We start from the raw sequence: 26,008 nt of genomic DNA on the forward strand, positions 1-26,008 counted from the left end.
TTATAGTTTTATATTATCTTTTTGTTTTTATATAATGTTATTTTGTTATGATAAAGATAACACTGTTGTACGACTTCAACAAGAGATAAGCGGTTTTCCCACGTAAACAAGCCTTTATTATGTTAAAATAAGGATTTTTAATAAAATATTATTGACCATCTTCCTGCCCGGTGGTAATATTTGTTATGCTAAGAAAAACAAATAAACAATAACAAATAGGGGCGGTGTGAAAAACAAACAAAGGTAAATGGGCTTTTGTTATTTTTTTAACCAGCATTGTAAGCGCTTTATAAGAGATGTGGCAGTACTGACGTATTCATCATTTATCAATTATCATGGGAGGTTTGACGGATGAGAAAGATAAAGGGGTATTCAGTTTTATTATTGTGTTTTGTTTTTTTACTTACAGCCTGCAGCGGCGGCAACAATGCAGCCAATAATACCAAGGCAAATGCGACGGCTGAGCCTGCTGCTACAGAGGCAGTGGCAGAAGCAACAGCGGAACCGACGGCAGCACCTGTTGATATGGGCGGACGTGTAATTAAGGTAGCGGCCTGGTGGGATCTGAAGCCTGCGGGCAATTCCGCATCCGAGAAGGAACGTCTGGCCAAGATTACTGAAGTGGAGCAAAAGTACAACTGCAAGTTCGAATTTGTAAATGTTCCCTTCGAAGAATTCATGCCCAAATTCACGGCAACCGCGCTTACGGGTGAACCTTTTGCTGATATCGTAATTATGGAGTACAACTCGGCCTGGCCTGCGATCCTCAAGGGACAGCTGATGAAAGTAAGCGAATATACAACAGCGGCTTCCAATATCAACAACGAGGCTAATCTGCTGGTGAAGGCGCCTAAAATTGCTAATGAGGACTATGCCTTCGCTGAACCTGGCGTTGGGGGAGCCGGTATTCACTACAACCGTGATTTGTTCAAGAAGCTGGGGCTTCCTGACCTGCAGGAGCTGTATGCCAGCGGACAATGGAATTGGGAGAAGTTCGTTGAAGTTGCCAAGCAGGCCACCAAGGATACGGACAATGACGGCAAAATCGATACTTACGGCTTCTCGGGCTGGGCAATCGATATGCTGCGCAACTTCTCCGCTGCCAACGGCGGCAAGCTGGTGGATGAAGCAACAAGCACTCAGGGTCTGACTGATCCGAAGGTTATTGAGGCGGCTGAATTCATTAACCGTCTATACAACGTAGAGAACGTAGTCAAAGTCAAAGGCGCAGACAAAGTCGGCTATGACGAATTCAATACCTTCAAGGATGGCGATGTAGCGATGTTCCCGGCTCCGATCTGGAACCTGGGCGATCTGACCTTCGATTTCGGTGTGGTTCCTTTCCCGAACGGACCTTCCGGATCGCCTGAAGTTACCTATGCCGATAACGGCAAGAATGCATTCTTCGTTCCCAAAGGTGTGAAAGATCCGCAGGCGGTCTATCAGGCTTTTGAAGATACCTATGATATTACACAAACCGGTGATTTCCCTAGCCAGGAATGGCTGGAAAGTATCTACGCACATGAAGAAGATGTCGCTATGATGCATGAACATATCAATAACACAGGCCAGATCCTGCTTGAAACCGCTTACCCGGAATATCCGACTTACGGTTATATGAAGGACATTATTGTAGACAATCAATCGGTTACTGCGACTGCCGAGAAGTATAAGCCGGAAGCAGAAGCTTCCATTGCTAAGCTAGGCAAGTAATAGGAGGGTTCCGGATCGTCATAACAACGGGGGGATGTCTTGGTGACTCCCCCTATTGTATGGATATAAGATTTCCGCTTGTAAGGAGGACTTCTGGTGACAGATAAAAAGCGTCAATCCAAAATAGCCAAGAATATAATGCTTGCTGCTGTAGCATTGCTGATCATGCTTCCGGCAGGCTTGAATGTACAGGCGGAGACTGGCACGAAGAAGGCTGTCTCTGCAGAAGAGCAGGTTCCCGGCGTTACCTCCGGGATTGCGGTGAATACCGGGAATAAATACGTTGCCTATCTGGCTGAACATAAGGACGCTCCCAGACCTGATCAGGAAATTATTCTGGAGGCGGCTGACTATAGCCGTGTAGAAGGCGGCGGCTTCGAGAAGTGGTCCGATTACGAAGGTATGGCCGGTGAAGCGCTGTTAACCGGTGAAACCGGCAAGGCCGAGTGGACTGTTCAAATTAAGGAAGCCGGCTTCTATAACCTGTCGATGCTGTACTATCCCGTCGAAGGGAAAAGTTCGGCTATTGAGCGCGCCTTCTATATTGACGGGCAGCTCCCTTTCAAGGAGGCGGCGTTCCTGCAGTTTGACCGGATTTGGGATAATCAGTCTGATCAGCTGGTCCAGGACAACCAGGGCAACGACCTGCGGCCAAGGCAGGTGGAGCGGCCGGTCTGGAGCGAGAAGGCGTTTCAGGACTCCGACGGTTATGAGAATGAGCCGTTTTTATTTTATTTCAGCGCCGGCACACATACGCTAACGCTGGAATCTTCAAGAGAACCTGTACTGATTAAGCAGCTGAAGCTGTTCAGGCAAAGTGCACCGTTGCCGTACGAAGAAGCGAAGAAAGCATGGGACTCCGAAGGCATGCAGGCCGTAAGCGGCCAGCTCCTGACCGTTCAGGCAGAAGACGCAACGGCGAAATCCTCCCCGACGTTGTACCCGCTGAATGAGCGTTCGAGCCCGGCAGTGACTCCGTACAGTTCTTCTGTAATCAAAATTAACACGATTGGCGGGCTGAACTGGCGGATACCGGGTCAGTGGATCGAATGGGAAGTGAATGTGCCTGAGACCGGATTCTATAAGCTGGCCTTCAAGACGCAGCAGAATTATGTGCGGGGAATCTATTCAACCCGGAAGCTGACCATTGATGGTACCGTCCCGTTTGCGGAAATGGCCAAGGTTCCTTTCCGGTATAAAAGCTCTTATCGGCTGGACATTATGGGCGGCAATGAGCCCTATCTATACAAGCTCGAACAAGGGAAGCATGTCGTAAGGCTTGAGGTTAGCCTTGGCGAGTTCGCCCCGCTCATCCGTGAGGTAGAGAACAGCCTGTACAATCTCAACTCCATGTACCGCAAGATTCTGATGATTACCGGAACGAAGCCGGATGAGTACCGGGATTACCAGCTGGACCGGAAGATTCCGGGCCTCCTGGAGGTATTCGCTGCGGAGCGCGACCGCCTGAAGGGGATTGCGAAGGAACTGGTCCGTTTATCCGGACAATCCAGTGATCAGGAAGCGCTGCTCAAGACGATGGCCGAGCAGCTGGACGAGATGATTGAGGACCCGGATACGGTCCCCAAAAGACTTACCGCCTACAAGACGAATACCGGCGGACTCGGCACCTGGGTCCAGACGGCAAGAGAGCAGCCGCTTGAAGTGGATGCGCTCTACATAGCTTCACCTGATCAGAAGCTCTCGAAGAAAGGGATGGGCTTCGGCGCGAAGCTGAAGCATGAGACGGCGTCCTTCTTCACGTCCTTCTTCACCGACTACAACCAGATCGGCAATGTGTCGGATGAGGATGACCAGAAGTCGGTAACCGTATGGATCGGCAGCGGACGGGATCAGGCCAATACGATGAAGGCGATGATCGATGAGACGTTCACCGCAGCCACCGGGATTAATGTCAATCTGAAGCTGGTCAACATGACCACGCTGCTTCCGGCGACCCTGGCCGGACAAGGGCCGGATGTGGCAATGCAGATCGGCAATGATCTGCCGGTTAACTTTGCAATGCGCAATGCGGCGGCAGATCTGACGCAGTTTGCGGATTTCGGGGAAGTGAGCACACGTTTCCGCGAGAGTGCGGTGCTGCCTTACCGGTATGACAGCGGTGTCTATGCCCTGCCTGAGACCCAGACTTTCAATATGCTCTTCTACCGCAAGGACATTCTGCAGGAGCTGGAGCTTGAGGTTCCGCAGACCTGGGATGAGGTATCCACACTGCTCGCGGTGCTCAGCAAGAATCATATGCAGTTTGGCCTGCCCGTAGTGGTCCAATCGGCAGTGCAGGGACAGAACATCCCGCCGAACTCGATGTTTGCCGCACTGCTGTTCCAGAATGGCGGGCAATTCTACCGCGATGGCGGCAAAGCGTCAGATCTGGATTCGCGTACCGGAATCGAGACCTTCAAGCAATGGAGCGAATTCTATACCGATTACAAGCTGGAACGCGAATATGACTTTGCCAACCGTTTCCGTACAGGTGAAATGCCGATCGGCATCGCGGATTATACCTTATACAACCAGCTGTCTGTCTTTGCTCCGGAGATCAGGGGCATGTGGGGCTTCGTGCCGATCCCCGGAACCGTGAAGGAAGACGGTACGCTGGACCGCACAGTCTCCAGTGGCGGCAGTGCAGTCGTAATGCTGGATAAAGCAAAGGACAAGGATGCGTCCTGGGAATTCATGAAGTGGTGGACGAGTGAACAGACCCAGACGGTGTTCGGGCGTGAGATGGAAGGCTTGATGGGTGCTGCCGCACGTTATCCGACAGCGAATATCAAAGCGCTGGACAGCTTGCCTTGGCCGATCGCCGATTACGAGAATCTGAAAGCCCAGTTCGAATGGGCGGAAGGGGTTCCTGAGGTTCCGGGCGGATATTTCACAGGCCGGCATTTGTTTAATGCTTTTTACAAAACAGTGGTCGGCGGTGTGGAAGCCAGGGAATCCATCATGGACTATGTCCAGTATATTCAGGACGAAATCACCACCAAACGCAAAGAGTTTGGTCTATAGCGGTAAGGGGGAGAGTCAAGCGTGCAAACTTGGTGGAGCCTGAAATGGCAGCAGATGAGAGCGAATAAGCATTCGTACATTCTGATGGCGCCGTATATGCTGTTGTTCGCCGTATTTACGGTGCTGCCGGTATTGGTCTCGGTTGTACTTAGCTTCACATATTTCAATATGCTGGAATTTCCGAAGTTCATTGGGTGGCAGAACTACACGCGTCTTTTTTTGGAGGATGATGTATTCCTGATTGCCCTCAAGAACACACTGCTGTTCGCAGTAATTACAGGTCCGATAAGCTATATCGCCTGTTTCGTGTTCGCCTGGATCATCAATGAGCTGTCACCGAAGCTTAGAGCTGTAATGACGCTCGTGTTCTATGCCCCGTCCATCTCGGGAAATGTCTATTTCATCTGGCTGATGATCTTCTCCGGGGACCGGTACGGGATCATGAACGGGTTGCTGCTGAAGTTCGGCTTCATTCTGGAACCGATCCAGTGGCTGAAGACAGAAGGCTATATTATGCCGATCATCATCCTGGTCCAGTTATGGCTCAGTCTGGGAACGGGCTTCCTGACCTTCATTGCCGGACTGCAGACCGTGGATGGAACCTTATACGAAGCGGGAGCCGTGGACGGAATCAAGAACCGCTGGCAGGAGCTCTGGTATATCACCTTGCCTTCCATGCGCCCGCAGCTGATGTTCGGTGCTGTCATCCAGATTACGACCGCGTTCGCCGTAGCTGATGTTTCGATTGCCCTGGCCGGGTTCCCGAGCGTGAACTATGCAGCGGAGACCATCGTGACGCACCTGATCGACTTTGGCACCACAAGGTTCGAGATGGGCTATGCTTCAGCGATTGCTACTGTATTGTTCTTCATCATGGTAGGCACCAACCTGGTGGTGCAGAAGCTTCTTAGAAAGGTGGGTGAATAGAAGACATGAATACCCCCTTTCAAATAGGTTCCAAACGGTTAAACCGGCCTTTACGGATGCCCAAGAAGCGGGTGAACCGCTCTGCCTGGGGCACCTTCTCTTTATTTGCCCTGCTTACTGTATTCGGGGCGTTTATGATTTTGCCGCTGGTGTATGCGATTAATAATGCGTTCAAGCCGCTGGACGAAATCTTCATCTTCCCGCCGACCCTGTTTGTCCGGCACCCGACGATGAACAACTTTATCGATCTGTTCAACCTGCTGGGGAATTCATGGGTGCCGTTTTCCCGGTATATTTTCAACACGGTGTTCATTACCGGTGCTGGGATTATCGGGCATGTCCTGCTGGCTTCGGCGGCAGCGTACCCTCTGGCCAAACATCATTTTCCCGGCAAAAAAGCACTGTTCAGCATCGTTGTCCTCTCGCTGATGTTCACACCGGCGGTGACGGCTATGCCAAACTATATGATCATGTCCTGGCTGGGCCTCATCGATACGTACTGGGCAGTTATCATACCGGCCTTTGCCTATTCACTGGGGCTCTATCTGATGAAGCAATTCATGGAGCAGATTCCCGATGTGCTGCTGGAAGCGGCCAAAATTGACGGGGCGAGTGAATACCGCATTTTCTGGTCGATCGTGATGCCTAACGTCAAGCCGGCCTGGCTGACGCTCATCATTCTGTTATTCCAGATTCTCTGGGGCAGTGACGGCAACGGGTTCATCTACAGTGAACAGCTGAAATCACTGCACTTTGCAGCGGGCCAGGTGGTTGCAGGGGGGATTGCCCGTTCCGGTCCGGCGGCAGCGGTGGCCCTCATTCTGATGAGCGTGCCGATCACGCTGTTTGTGTTCTCGCAGAGCCGGATTATAGAGACCATGGCAACTTCGGGAATGAAGGATTAAGGGGGGGAACGCAGTTGATCGCAAAAAAATGGCTGCTGTCACTTATGGCGGCATCCCTGCTGATTGTGTATGCAGCTCCCGCGCCGGCGTATGCAGAATCTGCGCCTTATGAGAGCTACAACTATAACTATTGGGAAGAAGCGGTGCCCGCTCCTGCGGCGTATATCCCTGACCGGACCCTGTCCGGCAAGGATCTGGGGGTAGGTGATTTCCGGGAACCCGGCGACATGGCCGTGGCGGCAAGCGGACTGATCTATATAGCCGACAGCGGGAACGGGCGGATTATTTGCCTGGACCCGGACTGGAAGGTCGTTAAGGTCATTACCGGATTCGATAATCTGGGCACGGAGGATACATTCAAGAATCCATCCGGATTGTACATTACGGAAGACGGCAATTTGTATGTTGCCGATACGGATAACGGGCGTGTGGTGATCCTGTCCCCGGAAGGGGAGCTGCTCGGCATGGTGGAGAAGCCGGCGTCTGATATTTTGCCGGCAGACTTCAAGTTTATTCCCGTGAAAGTGACTGTGGATCAGGCTAAACGTGTCTATGTCATCGCTAAAGGGATCTTCGAAGGGATCATGCAGTTTGATAAGAACGGTGAATTTATCGGCTACGTCGGCACGAACAAAGTGCAGCGTGATTATGCCGAATATTTGTGGCGGCTGGTCTCGACCAAAGCGCAGAAAGCCCAGATGGCGCTGTTTGTGCCTACAGAATTCTCCAATGTTGATGTGGATGCCAAAGGTTTCCTCTATGCGACGAATATTGATCCGGGCTCGCAGGAGCCGATCAAACGGCTGAATCCCTCCGGGGAGGATGTACTGAAGCGGTTCGGATATTTCGACATTAAAGGCGATATCCGGTACCGGAGGGCGGATGGACCGTCCAAGTTCACAGATATTAAAGTGCTGGGGAACGGGATGTACAGTGCGCTTGATGCCAATCAGGGCAAGGTGTTCACGTATAACGATGAAGGTGATCTTCTCTATGTCTACGGAGGCAAAGGCAACCAGACCGGGACCTTCAAAATACCGGTAGCGGTAGAGTTCTCCCAAGGGAACCAGCTCGTACTGGACCGGGGGAAAGGCAACATTGTCGTGTTCAGGCCGACCCGGTTCGGCACAAGCGTCAATGAAGCGGTGGGGTATCACTACAATGGTGAAGATACGCTCGCTGTGCCGGTATGGAGGGAAGTCCTGAAGCTGAACTCCAACTACGATATCGCGTATATCGGCATTGGCAAGTCCTTGCTGATGGACAAAAACAACAAAGAGGCGCTTAAATATTTCAAGCTCGGAATGGACCGTGACGGGTATTCAGTAGCCTTCAAACGGTACCGGAGAGAAGTCATGCAGGAGCATTTCGGAACCTTCCTGACAGCGGTAATGATCCTGGTGCTGGCTTGGCTGTCTTATAAGCTCTTCAGCTTCTGGAGAAGGAAGCGGCGGTTAACCGCGTCCAGGCAGGCTTCGCCAAACCTTAAGGAGGGGAACGCCCATGAGGCAGGATTTCATTAAATTCCCGCTGCACCTCATTGTGCATCCGTTTGACAGCTTTTGGGATATGAAGTACGAAGGCAAAGGGAAGGTCCGGGTCGCGTTGACGATTCTGCTGCTGGTCGTGATTTCGATGATCCTGAAGGATCAGTTTGCGGGTTTCCTGGTGAATTATAACGACCCCCGGCATCTGAACAGCATCACGCAATTGTTCACGATTATCTTTCCCTTCTTCCTGTGGTGCCTCTCCAACTGGGCGATCACCACACTCATGGACGGGGAAGGCAAATTCAAAGAAATTATGATGGCTACAGCCTATGCGCTAGTTCCGATTGTAATCATTTATGTGCCGATGATCCTGGCCAGCCGGTTTATGGCGGAGGAAGAAACAGCCTTCTATTATCTGATGATGACGATATCCTCCATATGGTTCGTCGCGTTATTATTCGTCGGCATTATGACCGTTCATCAATATACCGTGCTCAAAACCATAGTCACGATGCTGCTCACGGTTATTGTCATGGGAATTGTCGTGTTTCTGGGGACGCTCGTATTAAGCATGCTTCAGCAGATTATAGAATTCTTCGTTAACATTTACCGGGAATTAATTTTCCGTACGTAAAGGAGGCCGCACCTGTGAAAAATCGTAAAATGCTGGTCGCGGTGCTCGCCTGTGCCGCAGTCATGCTTATTCTTGCCGGTTCTGCCGTATTCTTCTCCTCACGCGGAGTGAAGGCGGTGGAAGCCTCGGCCTATATGGAAGTAACAGATGAGCTGGAGGCCGGAACCGGGTTCACCGCACTGCCGGATTCGTCCGGGGGTATACCGGGCATGCAGCTTGCAGCAGATGAATCTGAGCTGTCCTTATACTTCAATCCTGAGACAACGGAAATTGCCGTGAAGGATAAAAGCCATGGTCAGATCTGGTACAGCAATCCGTCGGGCCGCGGGCAGGATACCCTGGCTTCGGGATTCGAGAAGGAGCTGCTGTCCTCGCAGCTGAACGTACTGTTCCGCGACTCTATAGGGACGCTTGAATCCTATACGAACTTCGCCCAGAGTATCAGCAGCAAACAATTCACTGCTGAGAGCATTAAGAACGGGCTGCGGATTGTATATACGATTGGAGATACATCGATCGGGATTGATGCGCTGCCTAAGTTCATCAGCAAGACAAGAATGGAAGAGAAGGTCCAGGCTAATCTGGATGCGTCCAGCGCCAAGTATGTAGGGCAGCGTTATTATCCGAAAGAAGGTGACCCGGAAGTTCTGGAACGCATTGATGCCCAGGTCTCGAAGCCGCTGGTGCTGAGCAAAATGACTGCGGCCTTCAACAAATCCGGTTATTCTGCGGAAGATCTGGCCTTCGATAATAAGGAGAACGGAGTGGAGGGCGGCTCCGGAGCAAGCAAGCCGAACTTCATCATTCCGCTGGAATACCGGCTGGATGCAGGGTCGCTGGTAGTAACTATTCCTGTGAACCAGGTCAAGGAGAGCGGTGAATATCAGATTCGCAGCCTGGAGCTGCTGAATATGTTCGGAGCTGCGGATCAGCAGAGCGACGGCTACATGTTCGTTCCGGACGGCTCCGGCAGCCTGATCTATCTGAATAACGGAAAAGTGAAGGAAGAGCAGTATGTACAGCGTGTATACGGCCCGGACCCGAATGATAACAGCTATAGACGCGGGCAGGTCAGCGAGAGTGCCAGAATGCCGGTCTTTGGCCTGAAAACAGAGGATGCCGCATGGTTTGCCGTGATCGAGAAAGGCGATGCCATAGCCAGCATTGCCGCAGATATCAGCGGCAAGAAGAACTCCTACAACTTCATCCACAGCAGCTACACCCTGCGGGGGGAGGATGAGCTTGAGCTGTATACGGGTTCTACCATTCAGGAAATCCAGCTGTTAAATGATGAGATTTACAAAGGCGATATTGAGGTCCGCTACAGCTTCCTCGGTAAAGATAAAGCCAATTATTCAGGAATGGCTGAGCTGTACCGGAATAAGCTGGCGGCGGAGCAGGTGCTGCAGCCCCTGGAAGCCGGGCAGGATATTCCCTTGTATCTCGATATGCTGGGGGCGGTTGACAAGCAGAAGTCGTTCCTCGGCGTCCCTTACCGGTCCGAGATTGCCATGACCACCTTCGGACAGGCGGCGCAGATTGCAGAGCAATTGAAGCAGGATGGTGTTGACCGGCTGCTTATGCGCTATGCCGGCTGGTCTGCCAAAGGTGTGAATCACGCTACACCGGATAAGCTGAAGACGGAAAGTGTTCTCGGCAGCAAAGCGGAGCTTCTTGAATTATCAGAGCAGCTGGAACAGGCAGGAGGTATGTTATTCCCGGATGTGGCCTTCCAGAAGATTTATCACGATGATGGCGGCTTCACGCCTTCCTCCGATGCCTCGCGGTTCGTGACCCGGGAAGAAGCGGAGCTCTATCCGTACAACCGGGCCTTGAACCGGATGGATATGACGCTAGGAAGCTACTATCTGTTGTCCCCGGCCAAGCTGCCCTATTATGTAGACACATTCATGAGCAAGTATAAAGCTTATGGGTTCAACGGCGTATCCTTGCGGGATCTCGGCAGTGTGCTCAGCTCGGATTTCAGGGTCAGCCGGGTCATTCAGCGGGAGACGGCCAAACAAATTGTAGAGGAGCAGCTGGGCAAGCTGGATCAGAGCATAGGCCAGACGATGGTCGCCGGAGGCAATGCGTATGCATGGCCTTACTCGGATCATCTGATCAATGTGCCAACAGCCTCCAGCGGCTTCGTGCTGACGGATGAAGAAATCCCGTTCTATGAAATGGTTGTCCATGGTTACATCAGCTATACGGGGACGCCGGTGAATCTGAACGATGAGCAGGATCTCAAGGTGCAGCTGCTCCGCTCTATTGAGCTTGGGGCTGCGCCGCATTTCTCCTGGTCGTATGAGCCGTCCTCCAAGCTGAAATACACTCATTTTGACGACATGTATGCCACAAGTTATCAGGATTGGTACGGTCAGGCGGTTTCGCTGTACAAGGAAGTCAGTAAAGTGCTCTCTCCGGTACAGAACGCGCAGATTGTGAATCACATACGTCATCAGGAGGGTGTTGTGGAGGTGCAGTACAGCAACGGGATTTCAATCTATGTAAATTACACAGACATGCCAGTCTCCGTACACGGCTTCACTGTCGGAGCCGGACAATATGGGATAGAAGGTGGGCAGTCATGAGGGGGAGCAAGCTCAGCTTAAATCACAAGCGCTCTTGGCTGGGAATCGCCTTTATTACGCCGTGGCTGCTTGGATTCGTATTCATGTTCGCGGCTCCGCTCATTCAGTCCATCAAATTCAGCTTCAGCAAATTAAATGTCGATCCGACCGGGTTCACACTGGACTGGGTGGGCTGGTCTAATTTCAACAATGCGTTGTTTGTAGATGCCACCTTCAACCGCGTACTCACCGAATCCGTCAGGGATATGGTGCTTAACGTTCCGATGATCCTGTTCTTCAGCCTGTTCTCGGCAACGCTGCTGAATCAGAAATTCCGGGGGAGAGTTCTGGCCCGTGCGATATTCTTCCTGCCGGTTATTCTGGCTTCGAATGCGATATCGGCGGCAGAAGCTTCCGGACTGATCAATCTGGTGGGGGATGCCACGGCTGTGAATGAACTCGGTCAATCCGGCTCACAGTACAATGTCATGTCTATGGTGATGATTCTGAGTGATATCGGTCTGCCGCTCTCGTTCGTGGATTACATTGTGGATGCTATCCTGCGGATCTACGAGATTATTACAAGCTCGGGTGTACAGATTCTAATCTTCCTGGCCGCGCTGCAGTCTGTGCCGGGGGCGATGTACGAGGTAGCGAAGATTGAAGGGGCGACCGCTTATGAATCCTTTTGGAAAATCACCTTCCCGCTGGTAAGCCCGCTTATCCTGACCAATGTGATCTACACCATTATTGATTCCTTCACGGGCAGCAAAGTAACGCAAATGATCTTCACCACCGCGTTCACCACCCAGAACTTTGGTCTCAGTGCGGCCATGTCGTGGATCTATACGTTAATTATTAGCATCGTCCTGATTATTGTAGGATACGTGCTGTCCAAAAGAGTGCATTACAATTGATGAATCGCAAAGGAGGATATGGCTATGCAAGCTCCTCAATCTGTTCAGCCTGCTCATAGGGAGGCGAATCACCATAGAGTCCATAAGCTAAAAGGCAAAGCAGTGGATCTTCTATACGCACTGTTCCGCTATGCGCTGGTCATCGGGATCTCCTTCATCATTATTTACCCGCTGCTTATGAAGTTCTCGATCGCCTTCAAGGATAAAGCGGATATCTACAATCCGACGATTTATATGATTCCGGTCCACTACACTATGGATAACATCAGAATGGCGATGCAGATTCTGGACTACTTCCCGCTGCTGGGGAATACGCTGCTCTTCGTCGTAGTGACTACGGTGCTGACCACGGCTTCCTGCGCTTTGGCCGGTTACGGCTTCGCCCGGTTCAGCTTTCCGGGAAGCAACATCCTGTTCGCGCTAGTCATTCTGACCCTGCTTGTCCCTACCAGCACGCTGATGGTGCCGATGTACCTGCATTTCAGAAGCTTTGACATTATGGGGATTATTCATTTGATTACTGGGAAAAGCGGCATAAATCTGCTGAATACGTATTGGCCTTCAATGATTACATCCGCGACAGCCATCGGACTTAAGGCGGGGTTGTTCATTTATATTTTCCGCCAGTTCTTCAAGGGGATGCCGAAGGAGATTGAGGAAGCGGCGCTGATTGACGGTGCAGGGGGAGTGAAGACATTCCTGCGGATCATGCTGCCCAATGCGGTCTCGCCGATGATTACGGTGATCCTGTTCTGCTTCGTCTGGCAGTATAACGATACCTTCTTCACCTCGCTGTTCATGAGTGAAATTGCACTTATGCCTACGAAGGTCAGCTCGCTGGCCGCGCAGGCCAATGCCCTGCTGCCGGGACTGCTGGGGGTAGGCGGGGGATCGGGTGTCAAGGCAGACCCCAATCATGTAGCGATGATTATCGATACCGGCATCCTGCTGGCGATTCTTCCGCTGATTACCTTGTATATGGTGGTGCAGCGTTACTTCGTAGAGAGTGTGGAACGCAGCGGAATTATCGGCTGATCCAGACGAAGGATGAGCTGCTAAATCTGAGGGACGAGGACGAATTAAGCAGCAGTTGAATGAGCTCGTATATTTTAGAAGTGATTAGGAAGGGAGCCTGAGATGAAGCTGAAACGCTCATTCTTCATTACCTGTATACTGCTGCTGGCTGTCATGGTGACGGCAGTTCCTGCGCAGGCGGAATCCCAAGAGAAGAAGAGTGCCCTGCAGGCTTATGTAGAATCGCTCGGACCGGGCTGGAACCTGGGGAATACCTTCGAGGCCTCCGGGGACGAAACTTCATGGGGGAACCCGGCCGTGACCGAGGCCTTCATCGGGCAGCTGGCGGCGGAGGGCTATAAGAGCATCCGTATCCCGGTTACCTGGAAGCACCGGATGGGCGATGCTCCTGATTATGCAATCCGGCAGGACTTCATGGCCCGGATTCAGGAGGTGGTTGACTGGTCGCTGGCTGCGAACCTTCATGTGATTATTAATCTTCATCATGACAGTAACTGGGTGATGAACATGGCAGCGGAGCATGATGAGGTGCTGGCCAGATTCAATGCCGCCTGGACACAGATTGCCGGGCATTTCAAGAATTATCCGGACAGCCTGATGTTCGAGAGTCTGAATGAGCCGCGGTTCTCCGACGACTGGAGCAAGGACAGCCCGCAGTATTTCGCCATGCTGGATGAATTAAATGTGTCCTTTCATCATATCGTCCGTCATTCCGGAGAGAACAACAAGCAACGGCCGCTTGTACTTTCTACGCTCACTGCTGCCCCTACCCAGGCCAGACTGGATGCATTAGCCGAGACTATCAAGAAATTAAATGACGATAGACTAATAGCAACGTTCCATTACTATGGTTATTATGCGTTCAGTGTGAACCTTGGGGGCTCGACCACGTTCGATACCACGGCCAGGGAGGATCTGATTCAGGCGTTTGACCGGGCTTATGAGACCTTCACGGCCAAAGGCATTCCCGTAATCGTCGGGGAATTCGGCCTGCTCGGGTTCGATAAATCGCTGAGTACGGTCCAGCATGGTGAGATTCTGAAGTTTTTTGAATATGTTACCTACTATGCCTATGAGAAAAAAATGCCGCTGATGTTATGGGACAACGGGCAGCATTTCGACCGGCGCACGCTCAAGTGGGTAGACGAGGAGCTTCATCAGGTGATGAAGCAGGGCTGGAAAGGCCGTTCCTCCAATGCGGAGACGGATTCGGTCTATATTCTAAAGGATGCGGAAATGAAGGATACCGCCATTCCCCTGAATTTGAACGGCAACACGTTCACGGCGCTGCTTAATCAGGAACAAGTGCTTGTAAAAGGAACGGATTATGAGCTTGATGGAGATAACCTTATCCTCAATGCCGGGCTGCTGCAGAAACTTGTTACGCAGAAGTACGGTATTAATGCAGTGCTAACTGCCAGATTCAGCGCGGGTGCTGACTGGAGAATAGACATTATTTATTACGACACGCCCAGCTTCATCAGTGCGCAGGCTCCGGAGGGGATATATACGATCCCGGCCTGGTTCAACGGGGACAGCCTGGCAACACTGGAGGCTGTCTATACATCTGGCGGCAATGCCGGACCTAATGACTGGACGCCCTTCAAGGAGTACTACAAAGCCTTCTATCCGGACTATATTACCGGAGAAATCAAATTCACGGATGAATTCTGGAAAGAAGTCAAGGATGGGGAAGTGCAGCTGAGGATGCATTTCCGCAGCGGTGCAGTCATCCCGTATACGCTCACCAAGACCGGCAGTCAAATCGTTGGTGTCTCTGTAGAGGATGCAGAAAAGGCGGCAACGCTGGCAGGGGAAGAAGCGGATAGTCAAGCTGTAGAAGTACTGGCGGAATCCGCTGAACCGGCACCAACAGATACTGCAGCAGCAACTTCAGTGGAGAATTCTGCTGAAGCTGTCCAGCCAGAGGAAGCCAGCCAAGGCGGCAGCAAAACCTTGATGATCCTGCTCGCTGTATCGGCGCTGATCGTTGTATCGGCAGCGGCCATGTACTGGCGGAGAGTGGGTAGAAGATAGGCTTAGCGGATAAGGAAACAGCAGCAACCGTGGACGGGGAAGCATGTCCTCGTTTGCTGCTGTTATTTTTGAACCCATAAATGCATGATTAATGTTCGCTGGTGTTCATTTGACTTTGCAGACGCGCAGCTGTTTCGGCAGTAGCTGTATAAATCATCAGCTTCAGATCCGGATGGCCCTGGGGCTGTAGGGTCATATGTTCGAACTCCAGCTCCCCGATGCCTGGCGCATTCCACTGTTTGTGGCAGTCCGTTACAACCTGAACATCATGCAGCGGCCATTTCTCGCGGAACAGCGGGCTGCTCTGCATAAATTCCCCGATAAGCTCCTTGAACCTCGGGTCATTAGGAAAATGTGCGTAATCCGCACGAAAGCGTGCAACGATGACTTCTGCTTTACTCTCCCAGTCCTCTGGATTCATTCTTCGTTTCCCGCCCGTCAATAACAGCCGCATCCAGTTGGGACGCTCCTGCTCACCCTCTGAGAATGAAGGAAAGCCGAAAACCAGCTCCGCTGCCTGATTCCATAACAGCAAATCCCAGCTTCTCCCGATTACGAAGGCCGGATTCGGCTCCAGGGCCTTAATCATCCGTTCCAGGCCTGTATTCAGTTGCTGATCTTCTACGGCCTGCTGCTGCACAGGTCTGGCAAGAAGATGAAGATGGTGACGTTCGTCTTCAGTCAGCCGCAGCGCCTCTGCTATGTTATTCAGTACATCCTCTGAAGGATTGATACTTCTTCCCTGCTCCAGAGAGGTGTACCATGAGGTTCCGATGTGGGCAAGCTGGGCCACTTCTTCCCGGCGGAGCCCCGGAGTCCGCCGTCTTCCATAAGAGACTAACCCGGCTTCTTCAAGAGTCAGACGTTCCCGGCGCGAACGCAGAAATTCTCCTAACGGCATCCTGGAAGAAACCTCTTCCATGTTGAACTCCTCCTTATCCTGACACTGACAGTCCTACGATAAACACAGGAAGGATGCCAGTTACACATTCTATTATACTGCCAGTATAGCATCTATAAACTTAGGAGGATTTGAACTATGAACATATTTGTAACTGGAGCCACTGGTAAAGTAGGAAGCCGTTTTGTTCCGCGTCTGCTGCAGCGCGGTCATCACGTTAAGCTGTTGATTAGGGATGCTGCCAAGGCAGAGGGGCTTAAGCAGCTGGGGGCTGAGATTGTAGAAGGCGAGCTTCTGCAGTCGGACCATTATGTGGAGGCTCTCCGGGGGATTGATGTTGTATTTCATCTGGCAGCTCAGTTCCGCGGTGTAGACGAGAATACCACCTGGATATCCAATTTCGATGGCAGCATCGCTCTGGCCAAGGCAGTGCTGGAGGCGGGGGGGCCAAGGTTTGTTTTTGCCAGTACTAATAATGTCTACGGCTCCGGAAGTAACGCGGGACCCAGTCAGGAGGATGACGAGCTGAAGCCTGCGTTTGCTTATCCGCAGTCCAAAGCCAAGGCTGAGGCAGCGCTGCTGCAGCTTCATCATGATCAGGGATTAGGCCTGCGCATTGTAAGGCTGCCTTTTGTCTACGGTGAGCGGGACCCGCATATCACGGAATTTCTGCCGCTCGCAGGCAATTGGAATCCGGCGAAAAGAATGCATATGGCGCACCATGCCGATGTAGGTCAGGCCCTGCTGCTCGCAGCTTCCGCAGACGGGATAGATGGCCGGATCTACAACGTCGGCGACGACGCACCGATCTCCATTGCGGAGCTGCAGAAGCTGCATCATTTTGAAACCTCCCCGGAAGCGCAGCAGCAGGAATTCAATCCATGGGAGGGTGTCATTGATACCACCCGGATCAGAGACGAATTACATTACCGCCCGATTTTCCCGTCATTCTATACGGCTAGGGATGCAGGTGCACTTTAAATTGGATTTATCTTCTCCCGGCAATCTGGTATACAATATACAATAGTAGTGCATTTTCTTGACCGCAGGCTTCTCTTCAGAAGCTTGCGGTTTGTTATATGAACAGTGTATTTCTGATTCAACCGCAGCCAGCAGGGCTATTGTATAGAGATCGTTATTACATAGGGAGGCAGGCAAATGCTGAAATCATTGCAGGCTATTGAAACATACCGCGAAGAAGGAAGACTCCCCGGTGAAGGCTGTTTGTGGCTGGAATATATCGTTCAGGCCGAGCAGACGATTGTGAACCTCGAACGGGTAGAGTCGCTGGGGGAACTGGAGCAGCAGAGTCCGGTGCTGGATTACGTAGAGCGCAGCCTGCGCGTACTGGACAGTCTGCCGCTATCCTACTGGATCAGGGAATTGGCTGAAGAGACGCTGATCTGGTCGGAGACTGCCAAGGGCGGTACGATCCGGCAGCGCAGGAGCTGGCAGGAAGAAGGCATTAATATATTTGTGCATAATATTGGTTCGGCACAGCTGTACTTGCGTTATGCAGAGGATGACCGGGAGGACGCAGCCTCTGAGGATAAGCGGCTGATCGTGCACCGGCTGATCGAAACCCACGGGCTGATCGGGCAGCAGATCCGCGGCGAGGTTCCGCCTTCGGTCAATCTTCCGTTATCCGGACTGGTGGAGCAGGGGCTGCTGACCGCAGATGAGCTGGAGCGGCTGCTGTTCGCGCTGAATCACTGCATTATCTCTGCCGTAGCCCCGGAGCTGTGGCAGGAGGTTCGCCCTCAGGTGATGGAGCTGATTGCTGCAATCTCCTCAGGGAATCTGCATGCTGAAGTCCCGATGAAGGAGCGCCTGCGGAGAATGCGCTCCGGATCCATCGCTCAGGGCGAGGATTATGAGACGGAGTGGAGCAGTCTTGTGCAGGAGGGCTTCAATCCTGCTGTACTGGAGCCGCTGCAGCCTGTCACCTTCTGGTATGTGGAATCAGCACTGCAGACCTTCTCGCTGGAGCAGTTCCTCAAAGTAGTAAGCCTCTCCGCTAGCAGTGATTTGTCCGCTCTGAACCATATCAGCTTCGAAGCGGTGATGAATAGCATTTATTATGACTACAAGGGCAGCAAGAAGATCAACGTGTACAAGAAACGGATCATTGAGAAATACTTGTCTGAGCTGGACTGGACTGAGATCTACAGCGGGGAGCAGCCTTCCGGCAATCCGCATCTGTTGCACCGGCTGCTGCGGAAGGAGCATTTGCCCGACACGCTGTTCTTCAACTTCGAATTCTCCCCGGCGGCTGAGAAGCTGATTGAATTCTGCATAGAGGCCGAGAAGTCGGCGCTGTATGAACGGGCGGTGCTGCTGCTGTTCGATCTGTTCGATCTGCGCCGGGATGCGTTCGACCGCTTCCATAACGAGGATACGTATTTAAGCCAGATGAATGATACGGCAGATTATAAGGCGGTTATTCTGGATTACGTCACCGGCCGCAAGGTGCTGGACATCGGGCCGGGCGGCGGGGTGCTGCTGGATCTGATCGAGCAGCGGATGCCGGACGTGATTCCGGTGGGTATCGATATCTCCAGCAATGTCATTGAAGCGTTGCGGCAGCGCAAGCAGCGGGAAGACCACCGCTGGGAGGTGCTCCAGGGCGATGCGCTGAACCTGAAGGATTACGTGGAGGCGGGGACGGTCGACACAGTGATTTTCTCCTCCATCCTGCATGAGCTGTATTCCTATGTCCCGCTGGACGGGAAGAAGTTCAATCACGGGACGGTTGCTGCTGCGTTAACCAGCGCTTTCGGGGTGCTGGCGGACGGCGGAGTCATTATTATCCGCGACGGTATTATGAGTGAGCCGGAGGATCAGCAGCGGAGAGTGCGGTTCCTGGAGGATGACGGAATGGCGTGGCTGGAGCGGTATGCGAAGGATTTTGCCGGCCGGAGTATCCGGTATGAGCAGCTTGGCTTCCGGGAGGTCCTCATGCCGGTGAATGATGCGATGGAGTTTCTGTACACGTATACCTGGGGCGAGGAAGCCTATATACATGAGGTACAGGAGCAGTTCGGATACTTTACACCGGCGCAATATGCCGCGTTCATTGAGCAGACGCTTGGTGATCAGGCGAAGATCGAAGTCTTCCGCCATTACCTGCAGGAAGGGTATACGGAGGCGCTGCAGGATCGGGTCGTGGTGATGGATGAGAGCGGGCAGGCGGCCGCACTGCCGGACAGCACCTGCTTCATTGTAATCCGTAAGGCGGGCTGAAGCCGGGCGCTTGAGTGGAACATAAAAGGGGCATTACCACAGCCGTGTCCGGCGCTGGTAATGCCCTTTTTCGATAAACTGACCGATCAGTTGGTGGCCGGCAGCCTGGATTTCCTGAAGCCGGCCACACTGTAGACAATCAGGGCAACCCAGATGAAGGAGAAGCTGACCAGCCTTCCTTGCGAGAAGGGCTCACCAAGCAGGTATACTGCCAGCAGCATACTCGTCGTCGGCGAGATGTACTGGATGAAGCCGACCATGGAGAGCGGGAGCAGCTGCATAGACTTGGCGAACCAGAACAACGGCATCGCCGTAGCGGCTCCGGACAGCAGCAGGACGATCATCAGCAGGGGAGACAGCGAAGCGAACGTTCCTGTGCCCTGCGACTGAATGTAGATCAGATAGCCCAGCGCAACTGGCATGGCCATCAGTGTTTCCCCGGTCAGGCCGAGCAGAACATCGAGCCCTGCAAGCTTTTTGGCCAGACCATACAGGGAGAACGTTACCGCCAGCGCAATTGCCACCCATGGAACCTGCCCGTACTGGACAGCCATAATCCCCACACCGGTGCCTGCCAGAAGAATAGACGCCCATTGCCACGCTGACAGCTTCTCCTTGAGGAAGATGACCGCAAATAGAACGCTGATGAGAGGATTCATGTAGTAGCCGAGGCTGGTCTCCAACACGTGATTATTGTTCACGGCCCAGATGAACAGGAACCAGTTCATGCTGATGAAGAAGGAGCAGAGGACAACTGCTACGGTGCTTTTGGTGCTTGAAAAGATAGTCCTCAGCCGCCCCCACTGCCGCGAGCACGTAACCAGTACAGCTACAAAAACGAAAGCCCACACAATCCGGTGCCCAAGTATTTCCCATGCGGGCATAGCCTGGAACAGCCGCCAGTAGAGCGGCAGAAACCCCCAGATGAGATAGGATAGAACGGCATAAATAATGCCTTTTTTCATAATGACACCCCTGCCCGAAGAATCAAAAGAATGGAAATATTAGGTTCAATCCGTTCATTATATCAGGCATTCCGCATCCTGTATTTAGCTGAGCTTCGCTCCGTAAGCACGATAGACGAAATGCTCTGTGTCGAACGACAAAAAGGAGCCGCGCGACTGCGGCCCCTTCACATTATTAATGAAATCTGTATCGCTACTTAAGCGTGATGTTAAGTAAGCTGATTTTACCGCCCTGCACCTTGAACTCGTGTCTGAACAGCTGCGGAGCGGGAACGCGGTTCTTGTTAAATTCCCCTTCCATCTCTGCTGTCACAGCGACGGACTCCCCGGATTCTTCTATTTCCATGATCGTATAGCGGACCTTGGCAGAGAACAGCTCTGATTCTCCCCAGGCCTGTATAGCCTCCCTGCCCGCAATCTCTTTACCGTTATCCTTAACGCTGGCGCCGGGAGTGAACAATTCAATAAAGGCCTCAGGCTGATATTGGTTAATGGCATTGTAGAACTCCTGTACCTCACTCGGCATAGTGACATGTTGATTCATGGTGATCTGCCTCCTGTAAGTAGAGTAGCGGAAGCGGCATGGCTCCACCCTTACACGTAACTTAAACGTATCCGGGCATCGGTAAGCAGACTATGTAATCTGTACGGAGCTGATCTTACGGATAAAGCTGGCCCTGACCGGCTCCCGGAATAGCATCCTTGCGGAATTCGGAAGGCGAGCAGTTCATCGCTTTGCGGAAGACTTTAATGAAGTAGCTGACGTTGTCGAAGCCGACATCCATGGCGATATCGGAGATTTTGCGGTCACTCTGCTGCAGCAGGGCTGCGGCCTGGCGGATCCGGTAGGAGTTGATATAATCGACGGGCGTCTTGCGGGTCATGCTTTTGAAGAACCGGCAGAACTGTCCCTCACTCATCGGAATCAGTTCGGACAGATCGCGCGTGCGGATCGGCTCCTGATAGTTGTCCTGGATATAGAGGATGACCTTCTTCAGCCGGTCGATCTTCGTGGTATCCGCGCCTGCCGACTGGCTGTAGTTCACCGAACGTCCCGGCGGCGCAATCTGTGAGAGCATGATCAGCAAAGTTCCTTTCATAAAGGACTCGAATCCGGGCATTTTATTATCATATGCCTCCATCATCCGCTCCAGGTGCAGCAGAAGCTCCCCTTGCCAAGGCACGGAGGAGGTGATGTGACGCGGAAAGCTCTGGCGTTTCTCCTGAAGCGGCAGAATTACAGTCTGCTGGATGGTATCATATTGGGCGCTGGCCAGGAGATCGGGGTGAAAGACAAGGGCGCAGAACCGGCAGGGAGTGTCCAGAGCCGCATAGGCGGCATGAATATCACCGGATTCAATAAAGACGGCTTCGCCGGGGCGGAGCGTGAAATAATCCGTATCCACCTGAAAGAGAATCTCGCCTTCAAGCAGCAGGAAGAACTCCGCTTCCTCATGCCAGTGGGTATCCAGGACAGGGGCTCCGGCCGGGAGCTCTATCCAATAGGCGGCCAAGGGAAACATAACATCCCCGTGTTCACGGTCTTCTTTGAGCAATCGCTGCGATGTGCGGTCCATTAAAGCCCTCCTTGTGGGAAAAACATCAAAATAGTGTTATAAATAAGCTATATTATAGTAGTTTTGTGATTTTGTTATCGTTATAATGCAACTATAAACACCAAATTGAAGGGTGGCAAGTGCACACATGAAATTTACAGACGGCCTTTGGCTGGTTCGCGACGGAATCACAATCAATGGTGCAGTTCAGAACTATGCGGTGGAAAAAACTGCAGAAGGTCTGACAGCAATTACGCAGACAACTCCGATTACAGGACGTGCAGCAACACTTAACTCCACACTGCTTACCGTAAAATTCCATTCCCCGCTTCCGGGTGTGGTTGGGATTAAGATTATTCATAATGACGGCGTTATCGACCGCGGTCCTTCTTTTGAATTGACCCAGGGAACTGGCGACCACGTTCAAATCGAAGAAACTGAAGCACAGACCGTGCTGATCAGCGGCGGACTCCGCGTGGTCATCAACAAGGGAACTCACTGGTCGGTAGACTTCTACCGCGGCGACGAGCGCATTACAGGCAGTGGTTACAAATCGATGGCCTATATCACTGATCAGGACGGCAACACGTTCATGCGTGAGGAGCTGGATATCGGCATCGGCGAATTCGTGTATGGTTTGGGTGAACGCTTCACTGCTTTTGTGAAGAACGGCCAGGTAGTTGACCTGTGGAACAAAGACGGCGGTACAAGCTCCGAGCAGGCTTACAAGAACGTTCCATTCTATGTTACCAGCAAAGGCTACGGCGTATTCGTGAACCAGCCTGAACTGGTGTCGTATGAAATCGCTTCGGAGAAGGTGAAGAAAGCCCAATTCAGCGTAGCTGGAGAGAGCCTGGAATACTTCGTTATCGAAGGGCCGACTATCAAAGAAGTTATTACTAAATATACTTCCCTGACCGGCAAGCCTGCGCTTCCACCGGCATGGACCTTCGGTCTGTGGCTGACCACTTCGTTCACTACGGACTACGATGAAGCTACGGTTAACTCCTTCGTAGAAGGTATGGCTGAGCGCGATCTGCCGCTGCATGTCTTCCACTTCGACTGCTTCTGGATGCGCGAATACCAATGGACCGATTTCCAGTGGGATTCCCGTGTGTTCCCGGACCCTGTGGGTATGCTGAAACGCCTGCATGAGAAAGGGCTTAAGATCTGCGTCTGGATCAACTCCTACATCGGACAGCGTTCACCGCTCTTTGAAGAAGGCAAGAAGAACGGCTATCTGCTCAAAAAACCGAGCGGCGACGTTTACCAGACGGATCTGTGGCAAGCGGGCATGGGACTCGTGGACTTCACGAACCCTGCGGCTTGTGAATGGTATGCAGGTTACCTGCGTGATCTGGTGGACATGGGCGTAGACAGCTTCAAGACCGACTTCGGCGAGCGCATTCCAACGGATGTTGTGTACTTCGACGGCTCCGATCCGCACAAAATGCACAACTACTACACACAATTGTATAACAAGGTTGTCTTTGAAGTACTGGAAGAGAAGCTTGGCAAAGGCGAAGCAGCCGTGTTCGCACGTTCGGCAACCGCCGGCGGACAGCAGTTCCCGGTTCACTGGGGCGGCGACTGCTACGCTGACTATGAATCCATGGCAGAAAGCCTGCGCGGCGGCCTGTCGCTCGGCCTGTCCGGCTTCGGCTTCTGGAGCCATGACATCGGCGGCTTCGAGAACACTGCTCCGGCGCATGTCTTCAAGCGCTGGCTGGCCTTCGGCCTGCTCTCCAGCCACAGCCGTCTGCACGGCAGCACCTCGTACCGTGTGCCTTGGGCTTACGATGATGAAGCCGTTGATGTTACCCGCTTCTTCACCAAGCTTAAGTGCAGCCTGATGCCTTACCTGTATGATGTAGCCGGACAGGCGCATGAACAGGGCTGGGCTTCGATGCGGGCGATGGTGATGGAATTCCCGGAAGATCCAACCTGCGAAGTGCTGGACCGCCAGTACATGCTGGGCGATTCCCTGCTCGTGGCTCCGATCTTCCAGGAGAACGGCGAAGTGAAATACTATCTGCCGGCTGGACGCTGGACGCATCTCCTGAACGGTGAGACCGTAGTGGGCGGATCATGGCGCAAAGAAAAGCATGACTTCTTCAGCCTGCCGCTGTTCGTACGCCAGAACTCTCTGCTTGCCGTGGGCAGCGAAGACAGCCGCCCGGATTATGATTTTGCCGAAGGCGTGAAGTTTGGCTTGTACTCCCTGGAGGATGGCAAGGCTACAACTGCAACCGTACGCGACATCAACGGCGCCCCTGAGCTGAAGGTGGAAGCTGCACGCAGCGGCAATACCATAACTGTAACTGCAGAAGGCAGTGGCAAAGCATTCACCTTGGCTGTGAAGGATCTCGGCGCTATCGCTTCTGTAGAAGGTGCTGAACAAGCAGATGAAACTACAGTGAAAGTAAACGCCGGAGCCAAATCCGTATCGTTCACTATTACACTGAAATAAGCTTATACCGCCTTATACTCAAGCTCTCTGATGACAGGGGACATTCGTCCCCGGTGTATCAGAGAGTTTTTTGAGGATTAAACAGCGGTAATCTTGCACGGAATACAACATTTTCCACTTATTATCGATCCAAATCCGGAATTGTTGTATGCAATGCAGCATTTCTCCTTCTCTCGGCTGCTTTGCGGGGGAATTCATGTATTTCGTACAACAATTCTCTCAAACAGCCTGTTATTCATGCATGGAAGTTGTAGAACGTACAACATTATTGCCTTTTTCCATTTATTACAGGTAAGCTGTGAACGCACTAATAATCTCATTTTTGTCAGCAACGATAGGAGAATAGAATGCTATGAACAATAAAGTTAATACAGGAGTGTACAGCCAGTCTGAATTCACTTCAGCAACGGCAGTATCCGCAGCCGCTAATCATATTATGAACTCGCCCGAGCCGTTCACCCACACGTACCGGACCTATGTCCGCCTGCGCGAGACTGGCAGCCTGACGCTGAAGTTCTGGCACAGCAATGCTGTAGACTCCACATGGAACCTGGGAGAGGAGGCAGCTGCCAGTGAACCGGGCGGGGAGTGGAGCATTGAAGCGGCATATGTGGCCGATGGCGGAGCCGTGCCGGACGGTACTGTTGTACCGGGATCACAGGTTCCGGTAACCTTCGGTGGCGAAGCCTCGCGGAACGTTGCTCCGGGCGAGCAGTTCTGGAGCGATGAAGCGCTGCTGGAGCTGCCGGAAGGGCATTACCTGGCCTTCACCTGGACGCTGAAGACGGCAGCTGCCGGCAAGTCGATCCCCTTCAACGTGGAGGGCATGCTGGTCTCCGGCTACGATGCGCCGGGCAATCTGGCTGCTCAGGAGACAGCTGAAGCGTTCACCGAATCGGACAAGCTGCAGGTATTGCCAAGCTTCATGGGGTACAAGAAGGATGTAACGAAGAAGCTGGTCTTCCTGGGAGATTCGATTACGCAGGGAGTGCGGACCGCGAAGGATGAGTATTCCTACTGGGCGGCAAAAATTGCCGAAGGATTGGGGACAGACTGCGGGTTGTGGAATATCGGCTCCGGCTGGGGCCGGGCCTATGATGTCGCCACCGATGGAGCCTGGCTGCACAAGGCGCAGCAGGGCGATGAAGTACTGATCGTGCTTGGGGTGAATGATCTGGATATCGGGCAACGCTCGGGGGCGGAGCTGCTGGCAGACCTCACGCATATTATCTCCGCGGTCAAGAAGGCGCGGCCTGAGACTGCCGTGATTCTCAGCACCGTGCCGCCGTTCAATTTCGAAGGGGAACGGGAAGGATACTGGCGCAGCGTAAATGAGACGATCCTGGCGAACCCTCCGGCCGGTGTAGACCGCGTGTTCGACATTGCCGCAGTGCTGTCTGTACCTGCTCCGGCAGATCATAGAATCAAGCCGGAGTATATGAGCGATGAGTTCGATCCGCATCCGAACGGCACCGCCGGCAAGGCAGTGGCGGATGCTTTTCTGGAGTGGTACGGGAAACAATTGTAACGAACTTCTTGAATGCACTAGGCATACTATGTAGTACTTTATCAGAAGGGTAGTGTGCCTGTAGTGAGCATTCAAGCGGGAGTACCAATG

The 26,008-nt window shown here is 52.6% G+C and carries 18 protein-coding genes; 14 read left to right on the forward strand and 4 right to left on the reverse strand.

The window, feature by feature from the left end; all coding sequences use genetic code 11:
- The first annotated feature begins 351 nt into the window (after positions 1–351).
- From NSU01_RS04825 to NSU01_RS04870, 10 genes are all read left to right on the forward strand, one after another.
- On the forward strand, positions 352–1,713 hold the full coding sequence (locus tag NSU01_RS04825) for an extracellular solute-binding protein (RefSeq protein ID WP_076247232.1): 1,362 nt from the start codon (positions 352–354) through the stop codon (positions 1,711–1,713).
- 138 nt (positions 1,714–1,851) lie between these two features.
- Positions 1,852–4,737 carry an extracellular solute-binding protein gene (locus tag NSU01_RS04830; protein WP_076247303.1) on the forward strand — a complete coding sequence of 962 codons (2,886 nt, stop codon included), beginning with the start codon at positions 1,852–1,854 and terminating at the stop codon, positions 4,735–4,737.
- 54 nt (positions 4,738–4,791) lie between these two features.
- Positions 4,792–5,664 carry a sugar ABC transporter permease gene (locus tag NSU01_RS04835; protein WP_081970408.1) on the forward strand — a complete coding sequence of 291 codons (873 nt, stop codon included), beginning with the start codon at positions 4,792–4,794 and terminating at the stop codon, positions 5,662–5,664.
- A 5-nt stretch (positions 5,665–5,669) separates the two neighbouring features.
- Positions 5,670–6,569 (forward strand): carbohydrate ABC transporter permease, encoded by a 900-nt coding sequence (locus NSU01_RS04840; RefSeq protein ID WP_042133769.1) that lies wholly within the window; start codon positions 5,670–5,672, stop codon positions 6,567–6,569.
- Positions 6,570–6,583: 14 nt separating this feature from the next.
- Positions 6,584–8,092, forward strand: a complete 1,509-nt coding sequence (locus tag NSU01_RS04845) for an NHL repeat-containing protein (protein ID WP_076247229.1) — start codon at positions 6,584–6,586, stop codon at positions 8,090–8,092.
- Positions 8,073–8,693 carry a YIP1 family protein gene (locus NSU01_RS04850; RefSeq protein WP_042133771.1) on the forward strand — a complete coding sequence of 207 codons (621 nt, stop codon included), beginning with the start codon at positions 8,073–8,075 and terminating at the stop codon, positions 8,691–8,693. The genes NSU01_RS04845 and NSU01_RS04850 overlap by 20 nt, the downstream gene beginning before the upstream one ends.
- Positions 8,694–8,707: 14 nt before the next feature.
- Complete coding sequence (locus NSU01_RS04855; protein WP_076247227.1) at positions 8,708–11,287, forward strand: DUF5696 domain-containing protein; 2,580 nt, start codon at positions 8,708–8,710, stop codon at positions 11,285–11,287.
- Positions 11,284–12,183 carry a sugar ABC transporter permease gene (locus NSU01_RS04860; protein ID WP_039306560.1) on the forward strand — a complete coding sequence of 300 codons (900 nt, stop codon included), beginning with the start codon at positions 11,284–11,286 and terminating at the stop codon, positions 12,181–12,183. The genes NSU01_RS04855 and NSU01_RS04860 overlap by 4 nt, the downstream gene beginning before the upstream one ends.
- A 24-nt stretch (positions 12,184–12,207) precedes the next feature.
- Positions 12,208–13,218: a carbohydrate ABC transporter permease gene (locus NSU01_RS04865; protein WP_076247225.1), complete on the forward strand. Its 1,011-nt coding sequence runs from the start codon at positions 12,208–12,210 to the stop codon at positions 13,216–13,218.
- 102 nt (positions 13,219–13,320) lie between these two features.
- Positions 13,321–15,255, forward strand: a complete 1,935-nt coding sequence (locus NSU01_RS04870) for a cellulase family glycosylhydrolase (RefSeq protein WP_076247222.1) — start codon at positions 13,321–13,323, stop codon at positions 15,253–15,255.
- An 88-nt stretch (positions 15,256–15,343) separates the two neighbouring features.
- Here NSU01_RS04870 and NSU01_RS04875 read toward each other — a convergent pair whose 3' ends face one another.
- Positions 15,344–16,177 (reverse strand): helix-turn-helix transcriptional regulator, encoded by an 834-nt coding sequence (locus NSU01_RS04875; protein ID WP_076247220.1) that lies wholly within the window; start codon positions 16,175–16,177, stop codon positions 15,344–15,346.
- 117 nt (positions 16,178–16,294) lie between these two features.
- On the opposite strand from NSU01_RS04875, the gene NSU01_RS04880 reads away from it, so the two are divergent.
- Complete coding sequence (locus NSU01_RS04880; RefSeq protein ID WP_076247218.1) at positions 16,295–17,137, forward strand: NAD(P)-dependent oxidoreductase; 843 nt, start codon at positions 16,295–16,297, stop codon at positions 17,135–17,137.
- Positions 17,138–17,314: 177 nt separating this feature from the next.
- The gene (locus tag NSU01_RS04885) at positions 17,315–19,399 is read left to right on the forward strand and encodes a class I SAM-dependent methyltransferase (RefSeq protein ID WP_042133782.1); all 2,085 of its coding nucleotides are present in this window, start codon (positions 17,315–17,317) and stop codon (positions 19,397–19,399) included.
- An 86-nt stretch (positions 19,400–19,485) separates the two neighbouring features.
- On the opposite strand, the gene rarD is transcribed toward NSU01_RS04885, so the two are convergent.
- The 3 genes from rarD to NSU01_RS04900 all read right to left on the reverse strand — a co-directional run bounded on the left by rarD (position 19,486) and on the right by NSU01_RS04900 (position 21,941).
- Complete coding sequence (gene rarD / locus NSU01_RS04890; RefSeq protein ID WP_076247216.1) at positions 19,486–20,364, reverse strand: EamA family transporter RarD; 879 nt, start codon at positions 20,362–20,364, stop codon at positions 19,486–19,488.
- A gap of 193 nt (positions 20,365–20,557) precedes the next feature.
- A complete protein-coding gene (locus NSU01_RS04895) occupies positions 20,558–20,908 on the reverse strand; it encodes a nuclear transport factor 2 family protein (protein ID WP_076247214.1) in 351 nt (116 codons plus the stop codon).
- A gap of 115 nt (positions 20,909–21,023) precedes the next feature.
- Positions 21,024–21,941, reverse strand: a complete 918-nt coding sequence (locus NSU01_RS04900) for a helix-turn-helix domain-containing protein (protein WP_076247211.1) — start codon at positions 21,939–21,941, stop codon at positions 21,024–21,026.
- A gap of 127 nt (positions 21,942–22,068) precedes the next feature.
- Between NSU01_RS04900 and yicI the strand changes: the two genes are divergently transcribed.
- Positions 22,069–24,390 carry an alpha-xylosidase gene (gene yicI, locus NSU01_RS04905; RefSeq protein ID WP_042133790.1) on the forward strand — a complete coding sequence of 774 codons (2,322 nt, stop codon included), beginning with the start codon at positions 22,069–22,071 and terminating at the stop codon, positions 24,388–24,390.
- A 352-nt stretch (positions 24,391–24,742) separates the two neighbouring features.
- The gene (locus NSU01_RS04910) at positions 24,743–25,918 is read left to right on the forward strand and encodes an SGNH/GDSL hydrolase family protein (protein WP_076247209.1); all 1,176 of its coding nucleotides are present in this window, start codon (positions 24,743–24,745) and stop codon (positions 25,916–25,918) included.
- Positions 25,919–26,008: the final 90 nt, after the last annotated feature.

The sequence above is a fragment of the Paenibacillus sp. FSL H8-0259 genome, from assembly GCF_037963255.1.
Classification (GTDB): Bacteria; Bacillota; Bacilli; order Paenibacillales; family Paenibacillaceae; genus Paenibacillus_AQ; species Paenibacillus_AQ phytohabitans.

Excerpts from the sequence above, each read along its gene's own strand:
- NSU01_RS04825 (WP_076247232.1), top strand. The coding sequence starts at position 352 with ATGAGAAAGATAAAGGGGTATTCAGTTTTATTATTGTGTTTTGTTTTT.
- NSU01_RS04830 (WP_076247303.1), top strand. The coding sequence starts at position 1,852 with ATGCTTGCTGCTGTAGCATTGCTGATCATGCTTCCGGCAGGCTTGAAT.
- NSU01_RS04835 (WP_081970408.1), top strand. The coding sequence starts at position 4,792 with ATGAGAGCGAATAAGCATTCGTACATTCTGATGGCGCCGTATATGCTG.
- NSU01_RS04840 (WP_042133769.1), top strand. The coding sequence starts at position 5,670 with ATGAATACCCCCTTTCAAATAGGTTCCAAACGGTTAAACCGGCCTTTA.
- NSU01_RS04850 (WP_042133771.1), top strand. The coding sequence starts at position 8,073 with ATGAGGCAGGATTTCATTAAATTCCCGCTGCACCTCATTGTGCATCCG.
- NSU01_RS04860 (WP_039306560.1), top strand. The coding sequence starts at position 11,284 with ATGAGGGGGAGCAAGCTCAGCTTAAATCACAAGCGCTCTTGGCTGGGA.
- NSU01_RS04865 (WP_076247225.1), top strand. The coding sequence starts at position 12,208 with ATGCAAGCTCCTCAATCTGTTCAGCCTGCTCATAGGGAGGCGAATCAC.
- NSU01_RS04870 (WP_076247222.1), top strand. The coding sequence starts at position 13,321 with ATGAAGCTGAAACGCTCATTCTTCATTACCTGTATACTGCTGCTGGCT.
- NSU01_RS04875 (WP_076247220.1), bottom strand. The coding sequence starts at position 16,177 with ATGGAAGAGGTTTCTTCCAGGATGCCGTTAGGAGAATTTCTGCGTTCG.
- NSU01_RS04880 (WP_076247218.1), top strand. The coding sequence starts at position 16,295 with ATGAACATATTTGTAACTGGAGCCACTGGTAAAGTAGGAAGCCGTTTT.
- NSU01_RS04885 (WP_042133782.1), top strand. The coding sequence starts at position 17,315 with ATGCTGAAATCATTGCAGGCTATTGAAACATACCGCGAAGAAGGAAGA.
- rarD (WP_076247216.1), bottom strand. The coding sequence starts at position 20,364 with ATGAAAAAAGGCATTATTTATGCCGTTCTATCCTATCTCATCTGGGGG.
- NSU01_RS04895 (WP_076247214.1), bottom strand. The coding sequence starts at position 20,908 with ATGAATCAACATGTCACTATGCCGAGTGAGGTACAGGAGTTCTACAAT.
- NSU01_RS04900 (WP_076247211.1), bottom strand. The coding sequence starts at position 21,941 with ATGGACCGCACATCGCAGCGATTGCTCAAAGAAGACCGTGAACACGGG.
- yicI (WP_042133790.1), top strand. The coding sequence starts at position 22,069 with ATGAAATTTACAGACGGCCTTTGGCTGGTTCGCGACGGAATCACAATC.
- NSU01_RS04910 (WP_076247209.1), top strand. The coding sequence starts at position 24,743 with ATGAACAATAAAGTTAATACAGGAGTGTACAGCCAGTCTGAATTCACT.